Annotated in this window: 17 protein-coding genes; 13 read left to right on the top strand and 4 right to left on the bottom strand. The window is 66.2% G+C overall.

Going from position 1 to position 19,947, the window contains the following annotated elements; translation table 11 throughout:
- Nucleotides 1-74 precede the first annotated feature (74 nt).
- A complete protein-coding gene (locus tag QGV54_RS13720) occupies nt 75-1,634 on the top strand; it encodes an AMP-binding protein (RefSeq protein ID WP_281016279.1) in 1,560 nt (519 codons plus the stop codon).
- A gap of 33 nt (nt 1,635-1,667) precedes the next feature.
- The gene (locus QGV54_RS13715) at nt 1,668-2,870 is read left to right on the top strand and encodes a GNAT family N-acetyltransferase (protein ID WP_281016280.1); all 1,203 of its coding nucleotides are present in this window, start codon (nt 1,668-1,670) and stop codon (nt 2,868-2,870) included.
- 12 nt (nt 2,871-2,882) lie between these two features.
- Here QGV54_RS13715 and QGV54_RS13710 read toward each other — a convergent pair whose 3' ends face one another.
- The 4 genes from QGV54_RS13710 to QGV54_RS13695 form a co-directional block, all read right to left on the bottom strand.
- Nucleotides 2,883-3,506, bottom strand: a complete 624-nt coding sequence (locus QGV54_RS13710; RefSeq protein ID WP_281016281.1) for a ParA family protein — start codon at nt 3,504-3,506, stop codon at nt 2,883-2,885.
- Nucleotides 3,503-5,017 (bottom strand): CHAD domain-containing protein, encoded by a 1,515-nt coding sequence (locus tag QGV54_RS13705; RefSeq protein ID WP_281016282.1) that lies wholly within the window; start codon nt 5,015-5,017, stop codon nt 3,503-3,505. Before QGV54_RS13705 ends, QGV54_RS13710 begins: the two co-directional genes overlap by 4 nt.
- Nucleotides 5,018-5,193: 176 nt before the next feature.
- Nucleotides 5,194-6,231 carry a lipid A deacylase LpxR family protein gene (locus tag QGV54_RS13700; protein ID WP_281016283.1) on the bottom strand — a complete coding sequence of 346 codons (1,038 nt, stop codon included), beginning with the start codon at nt 6,229-6,231 and terminating at the stop codon, nt 5,194-5,196.
- A gap of 41 nt (nt 6,232-6,272) precedes the next feature.
- Nucleotides 6,273-7,082, bottom strand: coding sequence for a hypothetical protein (locus QGV54_RS13695; RefSeq protein WP_281016284.1), 810 nt, complete (start codon nt 7,080-7,082; stop codon nt 6,273-6,275).
- Nucleotides 7,083-7,368: 286 nt separating this feature from the next.
- Here QGV54_RS13695 and QGV54_RS13690 point away from each other — a divergent pair, with 286 nt between their 5' ends.
- From QGV54_RS13690 to murC, 11 genes are read left to right on the top strand one after another with little or no spacing between them, the layout of a single operon-like run.
- Nucleotides 7,369-7,875, top strand: a complete 507-nt coding sequence (locus tag QGV54_RS13690; protein WP_281016285.1) for a hypothetical protein — start codon at nt 7,369-7,371, stop codon at nt 7,873-7,875.
- A complete protein-coding gene (gene rsmH / locus QGV54_RS13685; protein ID WP_281016286.1) occupies nt 7,875-8,867 on the top strand; it encodes a 16S rRNA (cytosine(1402)-N(4))-methyltransferase RsmH in 993 nt (330 codons plus the stop codon). Before QGV54_RS13690 ends, rsmH begins: the two co-directional genes overlap by 1 nt.
- Nucleotides 8,864-9,211 (top strand): hypothetical protein, encoded by a 348-nt coding sequence (locus tag QGV54_RS13680; RefSeq protein ID WP_281016287.1) that lies wholly within the window; start codon nt 8,864-8,866, stop codon nt 9,209-9,211. Before rsmH ends, QGV54_RS13680 begins: the two co-directional genes overlap by 4 nt.
- The gene (locus tag QGV54_RS13675) at nt 9,208-10,971 is read left to right on the top strand and encodes a penicillin-binding protein 2 (protein ID WP_281016288.1); all 1,764 of its coding nucleotides are present in this window, start codon (nt 9,208-9,210) and stop codon (nt 10,969-10,971) included. The genes QGV54_RS13680 and QGV54_RS13675 overlap by 4 nt, the downstream gene beginning before the upstream one ends.
- Complete coding sequence (locus QGV54_RS13670; protein WP_281016289.1) at nt 10,958-12,388, top strand: UDP-N-acetylmuramoyl-L-alanyl-D-glutamate--2,6-diaminopimelate ligase; 1,431 nt, start codon at nt 10,958-10,960, stop codon at nt 12,386-12,388. The genes QGV54_RS13675 and QGV54_RS13670 overlap by 14 nt, the downstream gene beginning before the upstream one ends.
- On the top strand, nt 12,385-13,815 hold the full coding sequence (gene murF / locus QGV54_RS13665) for a UDP-N-acetylmuramoyl-tripeptide--D-alanyl-D-alanine ligase (protein WP_281016290.1): 1,431 nt from the start codon (nt 12,385-12,387) through the stop codon (nt 13,813-13,815). The genes QGV54_RS13670 and murF overlap by 4 nt, the downstream gene beginning before the upstream one ends.
- 16 nt (nt 13,816-13,831) lie before the next feature.
- A complete protein-coding gene (gene mraY, locus QGV54_RS13660; protein ID WP_281016291.1) occupies nt 13,832-14,920 on the top strand; it encodes a phospho-N-acetylmuramoyl-pentapeptide-transferase in 1,089 nt (362 codons plus the stop codon).
- 4 nt (nt 14,921-14,924) lie between these two features.
- Nucleotides 14,925-16,292, top strand: a complete 1,368-nt coding sequence (gene murD, locus QGV54_RS13655; protein ID WP_281016292.1) for a UDP-N-acetylmuramoyl-L-alanine--D-glutamate ligase — start codon at nt 14,925-14,927, stop codon at nt 16,290-16,292.
- Nucleotides 16,289-17,422, top strand: a complete 1,134-nt coding sequence (locus QGV54_RS13650; protein WP_281016293.1) for a putative peptidoglycan glycosyltransferase FtsW — start codon at nt 16,289-16,291, stop codon at nt 17,420-17,422. The genes murD and QGV54_RS13650 overlap by 4 nt, the downstream gene beginning before the upstream one ends.
- Nucleotides 17,419-18,528 carry an undecaprenyldiphospho-muramoylpentapeptide beta-N-acetylglucosaminyltransferase gene (gene murG / locus QGV54_RS13645; protein WP_281016294.1) on the top strand — a complete coding sequence of 370 codons (1,110 nt, stop codon included), beginning with the start codon at nt 17,419-17,421 and terminating at the stop codon, nt 18,526-18,528. Before QGV54_RS13650 ends, murG begins: the two co-directional genes overlap by 4 nt.
- Nucleotides 18,525-19,943 (top strand): UDP-N-acetylmuramate--L-alanine ligase, encoded by a 1,419-nt coding sequence (gene murC, locus QGV54_RS13640; protein ID WP_281016295.1) that lies wholly within the window; start codon nt 18,525-18,527, stop codon nt 19,941-19,943. Before murG ends, murC begins: the two co-directional genes overlap by 4 nt.
- The last annotated feature ends 4 nt before the right edge of the window (nt 19,944-19,947 follow it).

The raw sequence follows: 19,947 nt of genomic DNA, 5'->3' as shown, positions 1-19,947 counted from the left end.
GGCGGGTACCGATTCCATCGTGCGGCGTAACTCTCTAGACTTCGCTTCAGATAGTTCCGGGGGAGGGTTGGATCATGGGTGTTCCGTATGACGGGCTGACAGTGGGTGACCTGCTGTTTCGTGCCTTCCGCCGTCACGGCGACAAGGTTGCCTTCGACGGCTACGGCGGACGCTATACCTATCGCGCCGCGCTGGACCTGATCGGGCGCTACCAGGCGGTCTACAAGCGGCTCGGAATCCGGCGCGGCCAGCACATTGCCATGCTGAACGCCAACCGGGCGGAGGCCTATCTGGCGGGTGTCGCGGCGCAGGCGCTGGGACTGTGCATGACGCCACTGCACACGCTTGGCAGCCTGGCGGACCATCAGTTCATCCTGGAGGACTCGGAGACCGACTGGCTGCTGGTCGACGTGGAGAACTATGCCGTGCGTGGCCGTGAACTGGCGGAGAAGGTAGATCGCCTGACCGGTGTCCTGACGCTCGGACCCGCCGACTACGGTACTGACCTTCGCGCGGCGGCAGAAGATATCGGTGCGGTGACTGCGGTGGTGGAGGCGGAGACCAGCGACCGGGTCTGGCTGAGCTATACCGGCGGCACGACAGGGCAGCCGAAGGGCGCGGTCCGTACCCATCCGGCTTTCGTGGCCATGGCCAATGCGATCCTGGCTGACTTCGAGTTTCCCGATTTCACCAACTACCTGGCCGTCGCGCCCATCAGCCATGTCGGCGGCACGAAACTGCCTGCGGTGCTGCACCTGGGCGGCACGGTGACCTTCATGAACGGCTTCGATCCGGGCAAGGTGCTCACCACCATCGAGCAGGAGCGGATCAGCATGACGCTGCTGGTGCCGACCATGATCTACATGCTGCTGGACAGCCCGGAACTGGAGAAACGCGACCTTTCCAGCCTGGAGTACCTGCTGTACGGCGCGTCACCCATGTCGCCGACACGGCTGGTGGAGGGAATCGAACGGATCGGCCCTGTCTTCGGACAGCTCTACGGGCAGACGGAGGGCTATCCGATCTCCGTGCTGTCGAAGGCCGATCATGATGCCAGTCAGCCGGAACTGTTCGCGTCCTGCGGCCACCCCAATGCCAGCGTTCAGGTCAGGCTGCTGGACGATGACCTGAACGAGGTGCCGGAGGGTGAGCCCGGCGAGATCTGCGTGCGCTCGCGCCAGATCATGGACGGCTACTGGAAGCGCCCGGAGCAGACGGAGGAAACCCTGCGCGGCGGCTGGCTGCACACAGGTGACGTGGCACGGCTGGACGATCGCGGCTTCCTCTATATCGTCGACCGCAAGAAGGACATGATCGTTTCCGGTGGTTTCAACGTATTCCCCCGTGAGATCGAGGATGTGCTGACCTCCCACGGCGACGTCGCCATGGCCGCCGTGATCGGGGTGCCGGACGAGAAGTGGGGTGAGGCGGTGAAGGCCATCATCGTGGCCCGGCCCGGCACGCAGCCGGATCCGGAGGTCCTGATGCGCATGGTGCGGGACAGCAAGGGCGCCGTGCATGCGCCGAAGTCGGTGGAGTTTGTCGATGAGATTCCCGTTACCCCGATCGGCAAGCCGGACAAGAAGGCCATCCGTGCCCGGTTCTGGGAGGGCAAGGGCCGTCTTGTCGGTTGACCCCGGCGCTTTGGCCCTGTTGGCTGGTCCGCGATGACATCCACGACACCCGATGATGATGCGGACGCCTATACCCTGCGCGTGGCGTCGGAGATTGCGGCGGTGCCCGCAGCGGACTGGGACGCCTGCGCGGGGCCGGAAAATCCGTTCACCCGCCACGCCTTCCTGAAGGCGCTGGAGGATGCGGGCTGTGCTTCGGCGGACGAGGGCTGGATGCCGCAGCATCTGCTGCTGGAAGATCCGGCCGGTACCCTGGTCGGGGCCATGCCGATGTACCTGAAGTCCCACAGTCAGGGGGAGTACATCTTCGACCATGGCTGGGCCAATGCCTTCGAGCGTGCGGGCGGCCGCTATTATCCGAAGCTGCTCGCTGCCGTGCCCTTCACGCCGGCCACGGGACCGCGACTGCTTGTCCGCAATGGACAGGACTTCGATCAGACCGCGCGGCTGCTGCTGCAGGGCGGTATCCAGGTCGCTACACAGTTCAAGGTCTCCGGCCTGAACATCAACTTCCTGACGGAGCGGGAGGCAACCGTTGCCACCGACATGGGCCTGCTGCTGCGCACCGGGGAACAGTTCCACTGGGTGAACCAGGAATACGCCGACTTCGACGCCTTTCTGGAGAACCTGTCGTCGCGCAAGCGCAAGGCCATACGCAAGGAGCGGCGGGAGGCGCTGTCGAACGACATTGAGGTCGAGACGGTGACCGGGGATGCGCTGACCGAGGATCACTGGGACGCGTTTCACCAGTTCTACATCGATACGGGCAGCCGCAAGTGGGGCCAGCCCTACCTCAACCGCACCTTCTGGTCACTGCTGGGGGAGCGCTGCGGCGATAGCGTCGTGCTGATGCTGGCCCGGCGCGACGGACGCTATATCGCCGGGGCGCTGAACCTGGTGGGCACCGACACCCTCTATGGTCGCTACTGGGGCTGTGTGGAGGACCACCGCTTCCTGCATTTCGAGCTCTGCTACTACCGCGCCATCGAATGGGCCATCGACCATGGCCTGTCGCGGGTGGAGGCAGGGGCGCAGGGGCCGCACAAGCTGGCACGCGGCTATCTGCCGACCACAACACGCTCCGTCCACTGGATCGCGGACCCCGGATTTCGCAGGGCCGTTGCCGACTACCTGCAGCATGAGCGTGAGGAAGTGCAGCGGGAGATCGACTATCTCGACCGCTTCTCCCCCTTCCGTCAGGCGGGACCATATGTGCCGGACGAGGGCGCGGTCTGAACCGGTCCGGTTTCAGATTTCCTCGATCCGCCGAACCATGGGCAGCCAGTCATCGATGACGCTGGCACGGCGGGACGGGGGCAGATCGAAGATGCCGAGACCCTGGCGCGCGACATCCTGATACAGCGCGCGGTCCGTCAGGCGGGTCACCACGTCATGACCGAGTGAAGCCAGGAACTCGTCCAGTTCCCGCGCTGCCCGGGTGTTGGCGCGGACCCGGTTGCCGATCACCATCACCGGTTTCCGACCCTTCTGAACGGGTTTCAGTTCATCAACCCGCTTCAGGAAGCGTTTCGTCGCGGCCTCGTCAAAGACGGATGGCAGGACAGCCATGACGATCATGTCCGCGTCCTTCAGCAGGGTGCGGACCTTTTCCGAGTCGACGCCGGCACCTGCGTCAATCACCAGCCGTGCCAGCTTCTTCGGCACCTCGCCCTGGCCCTTGCGCCAGTCCAGCGCCTCGATGGGGGCCGCGGTGGCGGGGCGGCTCTTCAGCCATTTCAGGCTTGAGCCCTGGCGGTCACACTCCGCCAGTCCGGTGCGCTGACCGGCATTCGCGAAGGCCGTGGCCAGATTTGTCGCGACAGTGGTCTTGCCGCAGCCGCCCTTCGCATTCACGACCAGTACCGAGATCACTGCCGTTTCTCCTTCTTGCCGCTCTTGCGTGGCCCAGGCTGTTTCCAGAAGACCGGAGTGTTGCTGAAGGCCAGCCAGGCGTCGACCATTTCCGGCTCGATCGCCGCCAGCCGATGGGCATACCAGCCCTTCACCATGGCCGCCCCGATCTGGGCCTCCGCATCCCCGGTGGCCAGGTGATCGACCAGATCCGACGTCACCGCGGCATCGTTCAGGTGCCCCAGGTCATCCTGCAATCGTGACATGCCCTTGCGGTATGTCCGGGCGGCATCACCCGGGAACAGACCACCCAGAAAATCGATGGCATAGCGGAGCTTCTTTGCCGCGATCCGCACCTCGTGGCGCTGCTCCAGGGGCATGGTGGCGAAGCCTTCGGCGGTCCGCATCAGTTTCCTGTGGCGCTTGCGCAGCAGCCCGGTCGCGACGGGCGTCAGCGGCGCGTCGGGCGTGCCGCTCAGCAGCAGGGTCACGTCCTGGGCGCCCAGCAGATCCATGAGCATGCGGTTGAAGGGGCGAGCATCCAGCGTGGTCCGCAGGTCCGCATAGGCGGTCCCGCGTGCCAGCTCCGCGGCCTCACGAAGGCGCTGGAGTGGTTGCGAAGCGGGATTCGCAGCCTCCACCGGCGGCAGCATCTGGGTCAGAAAGACGTCCAGATCCCGGGCAGGGCCCATGGCCTGCAGTGCCGAGCGCGCATCGGTCTTCAGCCCCTCCGCCGACGGACCGAGGTGATCGCGAAACAGGGACAGGGCCGACCGGAGCCTGCGCAGTCCCACCCGCAACTGGTGCACACCCTCCGGGTCCGATCCGTCACGGCTCGCGGCCAGGTTGCCGGCGACCTGCCGGGCCGTGGCGGAAACAATGGTCGCGAAGGCGGAGGCCACGGTGTCAGACCGGGTCAGGACAGGGCGCTTGAATTTGCGCCAGGCGGGCGAACCGCCCTCCGCCAGCGCCACGCCGCGCGCTGCCTTGGATTCCACGGCGACATGGACGCTGCGCTGCATCACCTGTGCCCGCGCGATCCGTGCGACCGAATTCTCCGGTCCGCCCAGCAGTTCGATCTCCAGTTCCTCGACCGGCATCTCCCGTCCGGCGGCCAGGATCCGGCCCCGGTCCAGCGAGACCTCCACCGTGGCATCCCCGATATTGGCAATCTTCTTCTGCCGACGCACCTCGGTCCGGTGCCATTCGGTCAGTTCCTCCGGCAGGATCAGGCCGAACTCCTCCCGTGGCGCGCCGCTCGGCAATGCTCCCGGATCCGGGACAGGCCCGTCGATCACGGCAGACCATTCACCACGCTCCAGTCCACCGGTCTCGCGCTTCATGGTGAGTTCGTGGCGGCCATCCTTGGCCCGAAGCCGCAAGGTAAGACCTCGGGACCAGAGACGCCTGTCCGCTGTATCGAAATAGATGCTGGTGACGCCTGTCGTTCTCGCCAGTGCACTGCCAAGTGACTTGAAGGCAGAATCAAGAGATTGACTTCGTCCTTCCAGCTTTATTTCGATCTCTCGCATCTCATTCTTGTTCATGAGTCGGAAAAATTCAGAAAATTGATGATTGATTTTGTTGAAACCGACATGGTTTTCCCTGAAATCCTGAAATAGAGCGTTGCAGGGCGTAAAAATACGCGAAAGGGTGCCCGAATTCCATCAATAATGGATGGATTTCATCGCCAATGCTCAATCTCGGTTCAGTATCGTGCCGTCAGCGTGATCGCCGCGAATGTATGGGGATCGGCCTGGCCCGCGAACTCCTCCGTCCGACGCACCATCGTCCAGCTCAACCGCAGGCCTTCCCATCGCACGGCAGCCCCGATCTGGAAGTCGTGCACCAGATTGCGCTTGTTCACCCGCGCGCTGTTGCGGAAGCTGTTGCCGTCCAGAAAGATGTTGCGCAGGACGAGCCTGCTCTGCACGCCGCCGAAGAAGTACCAGTTCAGCCTGCGCGCGTCGGGGTCGATGAAGCCGCCACCGGCAAGGCTGGGCCGGATGCGTGGCGGGCCCAGATCGTTCTCCAGATCGGGACCGAGGCGCAGCGTCAGGCCCGCCATGCCCTGGGTCAGCACATTGCCGAGACTGAGTCCGGCGCTGGGCAGCAGATCGAAACCCCAGGGACGGGTCTGTTCCTTGAACGGGCGCCATGTCCTGTCGTAGCTGATGATCAGCCCGGGTTCATTGGACAGCTGGTTGTCCCAGCCCTGGGCAATATCGCTGTCGATCAACTGGTGAAAGGTGTTCTGCACGAACTCGCCCAGGGCCAGCGGTCCGACGATGCCGATGTTGGCGGTCACGGTCTCCACATGGGTGTCGTCATCTGCGATGGCTGCAACCTCGCCGTAGAGCCAGCCCGCATAGGGGTGGTCACCCGGCTGTGGGGCCGACTGGGTGATATCCGACGGTGTGTAGAGGTTCTGTCCGAAAGCCACTCCGCCATAGAGCTTGCGCCGGTCCTGCACGCCCAGCAGCGTCCGGCCGAGCAGGGCGGTCAGGTCACTGACACTGCCCTTGGGGCGCAGATAGGCGACGCGGAAGCCGTTGGTGTACTCCTGATCCGTCCCGGCGAAGTAATCATTCTCCACCACGATGGACAGGGTGCCATACTCGACCTCCTTCTTTTCCCCGGTCCCCGCCCCGTTCCCGGTCTTCGGAAGGTCCTGAGCCTGCGACTGCACGGCCCACATTGCCGTGACGAGTAACAGGGCGGAGAACAGGCAACGCGTTGACGGCATGGTAAGCATCCGTTGGGCGGGGCAGGCGGAACGGCCGAGGGTCAGGCTGCCCGGATCTGACGTGGTTCGTATATGGCCGTATGGTGGATGCTGGCAACAGGCTTGCTGCCGTCACCGATCAGCAGCACATCCAGTTTTACGAAACCATGGCCCTTGTGGTCGTACAGGCGGGAAACCACGGCACGGGTTTCCAGCGTGCTGCCGACGTTCAGGGTGCCCAGATGCTGGATCGCGCTGCCGACGTGGATCCAGGGGCCGAGCCGGACGGTGTCCCGCAGGATGGTGTTCGCACGGCGCAGCAGGAAGCCGGGATGCACCAGCCCGGACTCGGCGTAGTGCGGATGTTCCTCCCGCACGTCCTTCAGGTACTGCGCGTGTGTCGCCGCGTCGATGGTCTCGTGCATTGTGCCCATCACCCTGCCCTCCGGCAGGCTCTCGGGTCCGGCCTTTGGTCGTTCGTCATGGGACGGCATGGGTCCGGTCGGGAATCCGGCCACATCAGGGGTGGGCAGCGCCGAGTCTTCGGTCAGCCGTGCCGTGCCGGTCGCGGCGATCGCACCGCGTGCCTCGATCCGGATATCGACGCCATTGTCGGACGTGGTCTCGCCGATCACATCGACCGTTTCACCGTCATAGACCGGTCTGTCGAAACGGCAGGTCATGTGCCCGCGCGCCAGGAAATCCGGGCCAAGCAGGATCAGCGCCGCCCGCGTCATGTAGGCATAGTCATCGACACCGGGCACCAGCCCGCCCTCGAAGCCGAACCTCTGCGCCACGCCGTCATCGTGGATGCGGTTCTCGCTCTCGAACGCCGTGTTGAACGCTGAAATCGCATATCGCGTCTCGGTCATGCCCCTGTTCCTCCCCCGGATTGCCGTGTGAAAGCCATGTTCCTGTTTCATTCATGGGCCAGGCAATTGTTAACACAAGTCATTGGTCACATTAACAGATTTGTGTCGGATTTTTGGCTGGAGAACTGTCGAACCCGTCTCTCACCCATTGACTTACCATGAGAGACCACGTATTCCCGTGTGATCCCGTGAAGTGCCATGAGGCAGGTGTGCCGACCCATCACCATCCCATTGGCATCCAGGGCGGAGGGCGATAGGGCCGAAACACGAACAAGTGGAGCCGAATGTGCCGGGAGCGAATTACTTCTCCGGCAGTTTCACGCACCGGATCGACGGCAAGGGCCGTGTATCGATCCCGGCCCGCTTTCGTGCGCTTCTGGAAGAACAGGGAGATTCCGAAATGATGGTGATCCCGTCCTACAAGGATGGGGTCATGGAGGCGTTTCCGCGCCGGGTGCTGGAAGGCATCTTCGAACGGCTGGAGGAAAAGGATCCGCAGTCGGAGGAGGTGGAGGATCTTGCCACCTACCTGTTCGGCGGGGCGAATACCCTGTCCTTCGACAAGGATGGCCGCGTCGTGCTGTCGCCGGAGCTGCAGGAAGCGATTGGCGTCACCGATCAGGTCGTCTTCATGGGGCGCGCCGACCGGTTCTATCTGCTCAGCCCGGAACGCTCCAGGGAAGTGCTGGAGGCCGCGCGCATCCGCTCCCGCGAGAAACATCGCGGGGCGCTGGCGCGGAGCCGTCGGGCGCCACAGGTTCAGGTCACCTCGCTGCCAGACGAGGACGCATGATGGAACGCGCATCTGTCGAGCCGCGCGAGGGTCATGTTCCGGTCATGGGCACGGCGGTGGCGCGGGGGCTGGCCCTGTCCGCCGGACGGCGCTACCTGGACTGCACCTATGGATTGGGCGGCTACACCCGTCAGTGGCTGAATGCCTGTGACTGCCAGGTGATCGCGATTGACCGTGACCCGCGCGCGATCGCGGCGGCAAGGCAGGACGCGGAACGGTTCGACGGTCGGCTGACCGTGCTGGAAGGGTGCTTTGGCGACATGGCCGCGCTGCTGGCGGGCATCGGCATCGACAGCCTGGACGGTATCGCGATGGATCTCGGCGTGTCCTCACCGCAACTGGATCAGGCGGAGCGGGGATTCTCCTTCCAGCATGATGGCCCGCTGGACATGCGCATGGGTGATGGTCCGCTGACGGCGGCGGAGATCGTCAACGACTGGCCGGTGGAGCGTCTGGCCGACATCTTCTACCGCTTTGGCGAGGAGCGGAAATCCCGACCCATCGCCCGCGCCATCGACAAGGTGCGGGTTGACCGGCCGATCCGCAGCACGGCGGAGCTTGCCGCCATCGTCGCGCGCGCCGCGCCGACGAAGCCAGGCCGCATTCATCCGGCCACGCGAGTGTTTCAGGCGATCCGCATTGTCGTGAACGACGAACTGGGGGAACTGCGCCGTGGCCTGATCGCGTCGGAGCAGTTGCTGCGTCCCGGCGGACGGCTGGCCGTTGTCAGCTTCCACAGCCTCGAGGACCGGATGGTGAAACGGTTCCTGACGCCTCGCACGGGCAACGCGCCGGGTGCTTCCCGGCATCGTCCGGTGATCGTGGAGGCTCCGGCGCCCTCCTTCAGGTTGGTCAGTCGTGGCGCGGAAAAGGCGGACGAGGCGGAGGTTGCCGCGAACCCGCGGTCCCGCTCTGCCCGTCTGCGTCTGGCCGAGCGCCTTGATGCCCCGGCCTGGCCCGAATCCGAAGGTTTCGAGGAGTTGGCCGCATGAGCCGCCTGTTCCTCATGCTCGCCCTGTTCATCGCTGCCCTCGCCATCGGTGCGGTCTACGAGAGCGAACGTCGCTATGACGCCGCGGAAGACGAGGCGGTGCGGGTGGAGCACGAGATCGCCGAAACCCGCCGCGACATCCATGTGCTGGATGTGGAGTGGAGCTATCTGACCCGGCCCGAACGGCTGGAGGAGCTGGCAGCACTGCATCTGCCGCTGGCGCCACCGGATGTGGGTCGCATGATCGCCTCCGATGCGGACCTGCAGCCATTGATGGACGAACTGAACGGCCTGACGGTCGCGAAGGGCGTCGTTGATCCGTCGAGCGGGAAGGTGCGGCCATGAACCGGACCCTGTTCGACAGGCCGCCCGGCACCGAACTGGCGCAGAGCGACCTGCAGTGTCAGTTGCCGGGCAGCGACATCACCCGCGTGCGCCGACGCCTGACCATGCTGGGACTCGCCTTCGCGATCGGTTTCACGGCGCTCTCTGCCCGCGTGATCCATCTGTCCAAGCCGGATCTGGGGTCCGGCATGGCGGCGGAGGCGGCAACGGTTGCCGTGGCGCCGGAGCTGCCTGCGAAATGGCGGACCCGCTCCGCGATCACTGATCGGGATGGGCAGTTGCTGGCGGTGGATCTGCCGACACATGCATTGTCCATCGAGACCCGCAAGGTGCGGAGGCCGGACCGGCTGGCCTGGCGTCTGGCTGAGGCGCTGGGGGACACCACGCCCGCGCGGGTGCTGGAGCGGCTGGAGAAGGCGAAGGGCGCGCTCTGGCTGCGCTGGCGCCTGACGCCGGATCAGGTGGCGGCGGTGATGCGCGTCGGTGATCCGTCCATCAGTCTGGTGCCGACGGTCACCCGCAGCTATCCCAACGGACGTCTGACTGCCCATGTGGTCGGCTTCATGGACTCCGAACGTCAGGGGCGTGCGGGGCTGGAGCGTGGTGTCGAGGACCGGCTTCTGGATCCCTCCAACCCGCCGGTCGCGAGCTCCATCAATCTCGGTGTGCAGCATGCGGTGCGGGCCGAACTGGCGCGGGCGGTCGAGACCTTCTCCGCAATTGGTGGCGCGGCGCTGGTCATGGATGTGACCAATGGCGAGATCCTCTCCATGGTCTCCCTGCCGGATTTCGATGCCAACCTGCGGGAGTCGCTGCGCGAGGATGCGTTCTTCAATCGCGCCACCTATGGCCGCTACGAAATGGGGTCGACCTTCAAGACCTTCACGGCGGCCATGGCGCTGGAGGCGGGCAAGCGGCTGAGCGACAGCTATGACGCCACCGACCCGATCCGTTTCGGCCGTTTCCGCATTCGCGACCATCACGCCAAGAAGCGTGAGATGACGGTGGCGGAGATCTTCAAGTTCTCCTCCAACATCGGTGCCGCGAAGATGGCCGTGGATGTCGGAACCGAGAACCAGCGCAAGTTTCTCGGCTCGCTCGGTCTGCTGGAGCGGGCGGCGATCGAGATCCCCGAACTGGTGGCGCCGCAACTGCCCTATCGCTGGGGTGAGCTGGAAACCATGACCATCGGCTTCGGGCACGGGCTCTCGGTATCGCCGCTGCATCTGGCCACCGCCATCGGTGCCATGGTCAATGGCGGCAACCTGATCGAGCCGACGTTGCTGAAGCGGTCTCTGGACAATCCGGCAACCCTGCGTCGGGTGATTTCCGAGAAGACATCCGACAGCATCCGCAAGCTGCTGCGCCTTGTCGTGGCGGACGGGACAGGACGCAGTGCGGCGGCGCAGGGCTATGTCGTCGGCGGCAAGACCGGCACGGCCGAGAAGGCCATCGAGAAGGGCTATGCGCGCAAGCGGCTGATCACCTCCTTCGTTGGCGTCTTCCCGATGCAGGCCCCGCGCTACGTCGTGCTCGCCATGCTGGACGAGCCGCAGGGGACCAAGCAGACCTATAACTACATGACGGCGGGCTGGAACGCGGCGCCCACCGTCGGACGCATCATCAGGCGCGTGGCGCCGCTGCTGGGTGTTGCCCCGGTCGATGAGCTGGATCCGGAGATCCTGCGCGCGCTGGCGCTGCCGCCTTCCGCTGACCCGCTCGCGAAGAAGGCCAGGGGAGGACGCGATGCGACTCTCTGACCTGATGGGCAGCAAGGCAGGCAGCAACGCCGCACTGGAGATCACCGGCATCACGGCGGACAGCCGGGATGTGAAACCCGGCTTCCTGTTCGCGGCCCTTGGCGGCACGCAGACGGATGGCAGCCGCTTCGTGGCCGATGCGGTCGCCCGCGGCGCCGTTGCGGTGCTGGCGGAACGTCCGTTGTCGGCGGATGTTCCCGTGGTCGTCGGGCAGGACGCCCGGAGCTGCCTGGCGCGGATGGCGGCCCGGTTCTATGGCACGCAGCCGGAGACGGTGGCGGCGGTGACCGGCACCAGCGGCAAGTCGTCGGTCGTCTGGTTCCTGCGCCAGATATGGGCCGCGCAGGGCCTGCGGGCGGCGAGCCTCGGCACGCTGGGCATCCAGGGGCCGGACGGATTTTCCGCCGGATCGCTGACGACACCTGATCCCGTGGCACTGCATCGCGACGTGGCGGCGCTGGCGGACAGCGGCGTCACCCATCTGGCGCTGGAAGCCTCCAGCCATGGACTTGTACAGCGACGTCTCGACGGGCTGAAGCTGTCGGGTGCGATCTTCACCAACCTGGGGCACGACCATCTCGACTATCACCGGGACCGTGCCGACTACCTGAATGCAAAGCTGCGGCTGTTTCGGGATCTGCTGCCGACGGGTGCGCCTGCGGTCATCAATGCCGATGATGCGGTCTCGGCTGATGTGACGGAGGCGGCACGGGCCGCGGGCCTGCGGGTCGTCAGCTATGGCACCGGCAAGGCCGATTTCCGTTTCTCGATCGATGACGCGCGGCTGGATGGCCAGACCGTCACGATCAGCCACGCGGGCGAGACGCTGACCATCCGGCTTCCCCTGATCGGGGCGTTCCAGGCGGAGAATGTCACTGCTGCGGTCGCCCTTTCCGTTTCCCTCGGCTCCGCGTTCCGAGGGAGCCTGGCGGCGCTGCCCGAGCTTGAGGGGGCACCTGGCCGTCTGCACCTGGCCGGGTCCAGGGGCAGCGCCGCCGCTTTTGTCGATTATGCGCACAAGCCGGACGCGCTTGCCGCCGTGCTGCGCACGCTGCGCCCCCTGACGGCCGGTCGGTTGATCGTGGTGTTCGGCTGCGGCGGGGACCGGGACACGCAGAAGCGCCCGATGATGGGTGAGATTGCCGCGACCCTGGCCGACATCGCCATCGTCTCCGATGACAATCCGCGCACCGAGGATCCGTCAGCCATTCGTCAGGCCATCATGGCCGCCTGTCCCGGGGGTATCGAGATCGGGGACCGGGCAGCCGCAATCCGCCACGGTGTCGGCCTGATGCAGGACGGTGATGTGCTGCTGGTCGCGGGCAAGGGGCATGAGACCGGACAGAAGATCGGTGACCGGGTGCTTCCCTTCGATGACATGACCGAGACCCGCGCGGCACTGGAGGGCCAGGCATGAGCGTGCTCTGGACAGCCCGTGAAGCCGCGGATGCCACCGGCGGCGCAGTCGCCGGATCATGGTCGGCGACGGGTGTTTCGATCGACAGCCGGACCTTGGCGAAGGGCGACCTGTTCATTGCCCTTGCCGGACCCAATGCCGACGGTCATGACCATGTTGCCGCCGCACTGGATGCCGGCGCGGTTGCGGCGATGGTTCATGCCCGGCCCGAAGGTGTGGATCCGGCGTGCCTGCTGCTGGTCACGGATACCATGGCGGGGCTGGAGGCGCTGGGCGTTGCCGCCCGGGCACGGACGGATGCCCGCATCATCGGTGTTACCGGTTCCTGCGGCAAGACCAGCACGAAGGCGGCGCTGGCGCATTGTCTGACCGCATCCGGTGTTGCCGTGCATGCGTCGGAGAAGAGCTACAACAATCACTGGGGTGTGCCACTGACACTCGCCCGGATGCCCCGCGAGACCGGGGTGGCGGTGCTTGAGATGGGCATGAACCACCCGGGCGAGATTCGGGCGCTGACCGCAATGGTGCGCCCCGATGTTGCGGTGATCACGACGGTCGAGGCCGCACACCTGGCGGCTTTCGGTTCGATCAGCGAGATCGCGGATGCCAAGGCGGAGATCTTCGAGGGGCTGACGGACGACGGCGTTGCCGTGCTGCCCGCGGACAATGACTGCCACGCGCAACTGGTTGCTGCCGCACAGCGGGCCGGGGTCGCCCGGATCGTGAACTTCGGCCTGGCCGAGACGGCGGAATATCGCGCTGTCCGTATCTCCCTGAAGCCGGAGGCTTCCTGTGTCGAGGCGCGGCTGAACGGGCACGAGGCGGCGCTGTGCATCGGCATTCCCGGCCAGCACTGGGTCAGCAATGCCATGGCCGTGATGGCGGCAATCGATCAGGCGGGCGGCAACATGGGTCGGGCTGCACCAGCCCTGCGAACCCTGGAGGCCGTGGCCGGTCGGGGCGCGCAGCAGACGGTTGTCCTGCATGACGGTCGCAGCTTCAGGCTGATCGACGACAGCTACAACGCCAATCCGGCCAGTGTGCGTGCCGCCCTTGGTGTGCTGGGCACCACCGCACCCGGTGCAGGCGGGCGGCGCATTGCCATCCTTGGTGACATGCTGGAGCTCGGCGAGACCTCCGCGTCGCTGCATCGCGAGCTGTCGGCTGACGTTCTGGCTGCGGCTGTCGATGTCGCCCTGCTCTGCGGCAAGGACATGGGCGCACTGGCGGATGCGCTGACCGGCCGGATCGATACCGTACTGCATGCCGCGACCTCCGCCGAACTGATCGACCCGGCGCTGACGCAGGTCCATGCGGGCGATGTGGTGCTGGTGAAGGGATCGCTGGGCAGCCGGATGGCACCCGTGGTTGCCGCCCTGACGAACCTGGAGGCCGCAGCGGAACTTCCGCGCGCGGCCTGCGGCTGAAGGGGGGACGCGCCACATGCTCTACAATCTGCTTTTCCCGCTGGCCGACGATTTCCAGGTCTTCAACCTGTTCCGCTACCTGACCTTCAGGACCGGCGGAGCGGTGATCACCGCGCTGCTGGTGAGTTTCATCGTCGGGCCGCGCTTCATTGCCTGGCTGAAGTCCCGACCGCGCTACAATCAGCCGATCCGCGATGACGGGCCGGCCAGCCACCTGATCACGAAGCAGGGCACGCCGACCATGGGCGGATTCCTGATCCTGCTTGCGGTGACCATCGCGACCCTGCTCTGGGCCGACCTGACGAACGGCTACGTGTGGATCGTCATGTTCGTGACGCTGAGTTTCGGCGCCATCGGCTTCATGGACGACTTCGCCAAGGTGACCGGAGCCTCCAGCCGGGGCCTGCGCGGCAAGACCAAGCTGGCCGTGGAGTTCGCCATCTGCCTCGTTGCCGTGCTCTGGCTCGGCGCGATCTCGCCTGATTCCCTGGAGAACCGGCTGGCGCTGCCGTTCCTGAAGGATGTGCTGCTGGACCTCGGCTGGTTCTTCGTACCCTTCGCCATGTTCGTGATCGTGGGGTCATCGAACGCCGTCAACCTGACAGACGGCCTCGACGGTCTGGCCATCGTGCCGGTCATGATCGCCGCCGGAACCTTTGCGCTGATCACCTATGTCACCGGCAACTCGATCTTCGCGGGCTACCTGCAGATCCAGTACATCGCCGGTGCCGGCGAACTCGCCGTCCTTTGCGGTGCGCTGGTCGGTGCCGCGCTCGGGTTCCTGTGGTTCAACGCCCCGCCGGCCATGGTCTTCATGGGCGATACCGGTTCGCTGGCACTGGGTGGCGCGCTCGGTTCCATCGCCGTGGTGGTGAAGCATGAACTGGTGCTGGCCATCGTCGGCGGCCTGTTCGTGCTGGAGGCGGTCTCGGTGATCGTGCAGGTCGCCAGCTTCAAGACCACGGGCAAGCGGGTGTTCCGCATGGCCCCGCTGCATCACCACTTCGAGCAGAAGGGCTGGCAGGAGCCCACCATCGTCATCCGGTTCTGGATCATCGCCTTCATTCTGGCGCTGGTCGGCCTCGCCACGCTGAAGCTGAGGTAGGCCGATGATCCCGCTCACCATTTGCAAGGACAAGACCCTGTTCGTGCTGGGGCTCGCGCGCAGCGGGCGGGCAGTGGTTGCCGCCGCTCTGGCCGGCGGTGCCCGTGTCCTGGCCTGGGATGACACTGCGGACGCCCGCGCAAGGGTCAGCAGCGTGGAGATGGTCGCCCCGGACAAGGCCGGCTGGTCGGCAATCGACATGCTCGTGCTGGCGCCGGGCATCCCGTTGACCCATCCGAAGCCGCATCCCGCGGTCGTCGCCGCGACGGATGCCGGGGTGGAAGTCATCGGCGATGTGGAGCTGTTCGTGCGGCAGATGCCGGATGCGCGGATCGTTGCCGTGACCGGGACCAACGGCAAGTCCACGACCACCGCAATGATCGGACATGTGCTGCAGTCAGCGGGCCTCGACGCGGCCATCGCGGGAAACATCGGCGTGCCCGTGCTGGAACTGGCGCCGGGAACGCCGGACCGCGTGCACGTGCTGGAACTGTCGTCCTACCAGATCGACCTGACCCCCTCGATCCGGCCCGAGGTCGGTATCCTGCTGAACATCACCCCGGACCATCTGGACCGACATGGCGGCATGGCCGGATACGTGAATGCGAAGCGCAAGCTGTTTGCCCGCATGGACAGCGGCTGTACTGCCGTGATCGGCATCGATGACCGCTATGGCCGTGATCTGGTCGATACCCTCTCACAGGTCCAGGGCCTGAAGATATGTCCGATTGCCGTCGGACGCCCCCGTCCCGGCTCCGTCTATGTGCTTGAGGGTCGTGCCTTTGCCGACGGCCTTAGCATCATCGACCTGAACGGCCATCCCACCCTGCCCGGAAAGCACAATCACCAGAATGTGGCGGCGGCCATTGCCGCCTGTCAGGCGCTCGGCCTTGGTGCCGCGAAGATCGCGGCGGGTATCGGCAGTTTCCCGGGCCTGCCGCATCGCATCGAGCGGCTGGGCGAACGCGGTGGCGTCAGCTTCTACAATGACTCCAAGGCGACCAACCCCGAGGCTGCGGCGCGGGCGCTCGCTTCCTTCGAGCGGATCTACTGGATCGCGGGTGGCGTGCCGAAGGATGGCCCGCTCGCGCCCGTGCTGCCGTTCCTTGATCGCGTGGCCAGAACCTATCTGATCGGCGCGGCGGAAGCGCGGTTTGCGGTCGAGCTTTCCGGTCGCACCGACTGCGTGCCGAGCGGCACGCTGGCGCGCGCTGTGGCTCAGGCGACCAGCGATGCCGAGGCGGCCGGTGGCGGTGTCGTGCTGCTGTCCCCCGCCTGCGCCAGCTTCGACCAGTTCACGGACTTCGAGGCGCGCGGTGATGCATTCCGCGCCCTGGTGGCCGACCTGCTGAGCGCGGAGGTCGTGTCATGATCGGCTTCGGGCGCACGGATACATCGACCCTGGGCCGCTGGTGGTGGACGGTGGACCGCTTCACCCTCGTGGCTTTCCTGCTGCTGATCGCGCTGGGCATCACCCTGACGCTCGCCGCGGGACCGGCTACGGCGCTGCGCAACAACCTGGAACACTTCCACTTCGTGAAGCGCCAGCTCACCTATGTCGGCCCGGCCCTGATCTGCCTGATCGGACTGTCGATCCTGAGCGTGGAGACCATCCGACGTTACGCCATCGCCCTGTTCGGGCTTGTCCTGCTGGCCACGCTGTCGACCCATGTCATCGGGCATGAGGTCAATGGCGCTTCCCGCTGGCTGCGTCTCGGCCCCCTGTCGGTGCAGCCTTCCGAGTTCCTGAAGCCGACCTTCATCATCGTCTCGGCCTGGCTGATGGCGGCGGGACGGCGTGACCCGACGCTGCCCGGTGTCGGGGTCTCGGCAGGTCTGTGTGTCACGATCATCGCCATCCTCGCCCTGCAGCCGGACATCGGCATGTCGCTGGTGATCGCCTGTGTCTGGGCGGCGCAGTACTTCGTTGCCGGCATGCCGATGCTGATGGTCGGCGCCTTGCTGGCGCTGGGCGCCGGGGCGATGTTCGGCGCCTATCACATGTTCGACCATGTGCAGTCGCGCTTTGACCGGTTCCTGGATCCCGCGGCGGAGAACTATCAGGTCCGCCGCGCCATGGAGGCTTTCGAGGCCGGGGGGCTGACCGGGCGCGGGCCGGGGCAGGGGGAGGTCAAGTACCTGCTGCCCGACGGCCATACGGATTTCATCTTTGCCGTCGCGGCAGAGGAATTCGGTGCCATCGCCTGCATCCTCGGCATCCTGCTGTTCGCGCTGATCGTGGTGCGGGGCCTGTTCCGCATGCGGGGGGAGGGCGACCTGTTCATTGTCCTTTCCTGCACCGGTTTCCTGACGCTGTTCGGACTTCAGGCAGCGGTGAACATCGGGGTGAACCTGAATCTTCTGCCGACGAAGGGCATGACACTGCCGTTCATCTCCTACGGCGGATCATCCCTGCTTGCGCTGTCGGTTTCGGCGGGCTGTCTGCTCGCCCTGATGCGCCGCCAGACACCAGGCCAGGCACGCGGGGAGGCACGGCGATGACGTCTTCCGCACGCATGGCACCCTTCGTCCTGACCGCTGGCGGCACGGGCGGGCACCTGTTCCCGGCGCAGGCGCTGGCGGAGGAGCTGCTGCGGCGTGGCCGCGATCTGGTCCTGGTCACTGATCTTCGGGCCAGCGGGCTGGCGGAACGCTTCCCCGGTATCGCGGTTCGCGTGATCCGTGCCGCCGCACCGGTGGGCAGCCTGCTTGGCCGTTTTCGCGCGGCGATGTTGCTGGCTCTCGGCGCCATGGATGCCCGCGCGATCCTTCGCGCGCTGCGGCCTGCCGCCGTCGTGGGCTTTGGCGGCTATGCCTCCCTGCCCACGGTCTGGATGGCACAGGCAATGGGTATCCCGAGCATCCTGCATGAACAGAACGCCCATCTGGGCCGGGCCAACCGCAAGCTGGCCCGCCGCGCCAGCGCCATCGCGCTGACGTTCCCCGAAACCCGCGCCGCAACCGGTGAGACCATCGTTGTCGGCAATCCCGTGCGGGCTGCAGTGGCCCGCGTCGGGGAGCTTGCCTATGTCGCGCCCGATCCGCGCGGCACGGCCCCGGTCCGCATCCTTGTCTTCGGTGGCAGCCAGGGCGCGCGCATCTTCTCTGACGTCGTGCCCGATGCGCTGGCCGACATCCCGGCGGGCATGCGCACGCGCCTGCATGTCGTGCAGCAGGCCCGGTCGGAGGATCTGATGCGCGTCCGCGAAGCCTACCAGGCCGCCGGTATCCCGGCGACGGTGGAAACCTTCTTCGATGACATGCCGCGCCTGCTGGCGGAGGCGGATCTGGTCATCGCGCGCGCCGGTGCATCGACGGTGACCGAGCTGGCGGCTGCCGGACGTCCGGCGATCCTGGTGCCCTACCCGCACGCCGCCGACGACCATCAGACGGCAAATGCGGAGGCTGTCCGCGCGGCGGGTGCCGCATGGATGGTGCCGAACGACCGGTTCGACCGGGGCAGTTGCGCCCGTTCCGTCATGGCGCTGCTGGAGGACCCGGCAGCATTGGCCCGCATGGCCGGGGCCGCCCGAAACAGCGCCCGGCTGGACGCGGCAGGCAAGCTCGCTGACCTGGCGGAGCACATTGGCAGCGGGGCGCAGTCATGACCCGCAGCCCCATGAACATCGGCGCGATCCACTTTGTCGGCATCGGCGGCATCGGCATGAGCGGCATCGCCGAGGTGATGCACAATCTCGGCTACGCGGTGCAGGGCAGCGACATCTCGGCCAACGCCAATGTGGAGCGACTGCGCGGCCTCGGGATCAGTGTCGCCATCGGTCATGATGGTGCGAACCTGGGCGATGCGGGGGCGCTTGTGGTGTCCTCGGCGGTGAAGCCGGACAACCCGGAAGTCGTGGCAGCGCGCGCACGGCTGATCCCGGTAGTGCGCCGCGCGGAGATGCTGGCCGAGCTGATGCGCCTGAAATGGTCCGTCGCAGTGGGTGGCACGCACGGCAAGACCACGACGACATCCATGGTTGCGGCGCTGCTGGATCATGCCGGGCTGGACCCGACGGTGATCAACGGCGGCATCATCAACGCCTATGGCACCAACGCGCGGCTGGGTGATGGCGAATGGATGGTGGTGGAGGCCGATGAGTCCGACGGCAGCTTCGTGAAGCTGCCCGCGACCATCGCGGTCGTCACCAACATGGATCCGGAACATCTGGACTACTACAGCGACTTCGACGAGATCCGCGACGCCTTCCTGTCCTTCCTGGAGAACATCCCTTTCTACGGCGCGGCGGTCATGTGCATCGACCACCCGGAGGTCCAGGCGCTGATGGGGAGGATCACCGACCGGCGGGTGATCTCCTACGGGTTCAGTCCGCAGGCCGACGTTCAGGCCCGTAACCTGAGCTTCGATGGCGGTTCCGCACATTTCGACGTGGCCCTGCGCGACCGGCGCAGCGGCAGCGAGAGCGAGATCACGGGCCTGGTCCTGCCGATGCCGGGCCGTCACAACGTGCTCAACAGCCTGGCGGCCATTGCCGTGGCGCGCGAACTTGGTGCCAGCGATACCCTGATCCGGGACGGGCTGGCGGGTTTCGCCGGGGTCAAGCGGCGCTTCACCCGCACGGGCGAAGCCGGCGGCATCACCGTGATCGACGACTATGGCCACCATCCGGTGGAAATCGATGCGGTGCTGAAGGCGGCGCGCAACGCGACCAGCGGTCGTGTCATCGCGGTCGCCCAGCCGCACCGCTACACCCGCCTCGCCGCCCTGTTCGAGGATTTCTGCACCTGTTTCAATGATGCGGACACGGTGATCGTCACCGACGTCTTCCCGGCGGGCGAGCAGCCGATCGAGGGCGCGGACAAGGCGGGGCTGGTCGCCGGACTGCGCCAGCGCGGCCATCGCGATGTCCATGCCCTCGGCGCGCCGGAGGATCTGGCCCGCACCGTCGCCGATGTGGCCCGTCCCGGCGATCTGGTTGTCTGCCTGGGTGCCGGCAGCATCTCGCTCTGGGCCAACGCCCTGCCGGAAGCCCTGCGTGCGCTGCAGGGGGGAGGGCAATGAACGA

The organism is Minwuia sp. IMCC3060 (assembly GCF_029909435.1).
Lineage (GTDB): Bacteria > Pseudomonadota > Alphaproteobacteria > Minwuiales > Minwuiaceae > Minwuia.
This window is presented reverse-complemented; position numbering and strand designations above follow the sequence as displayed.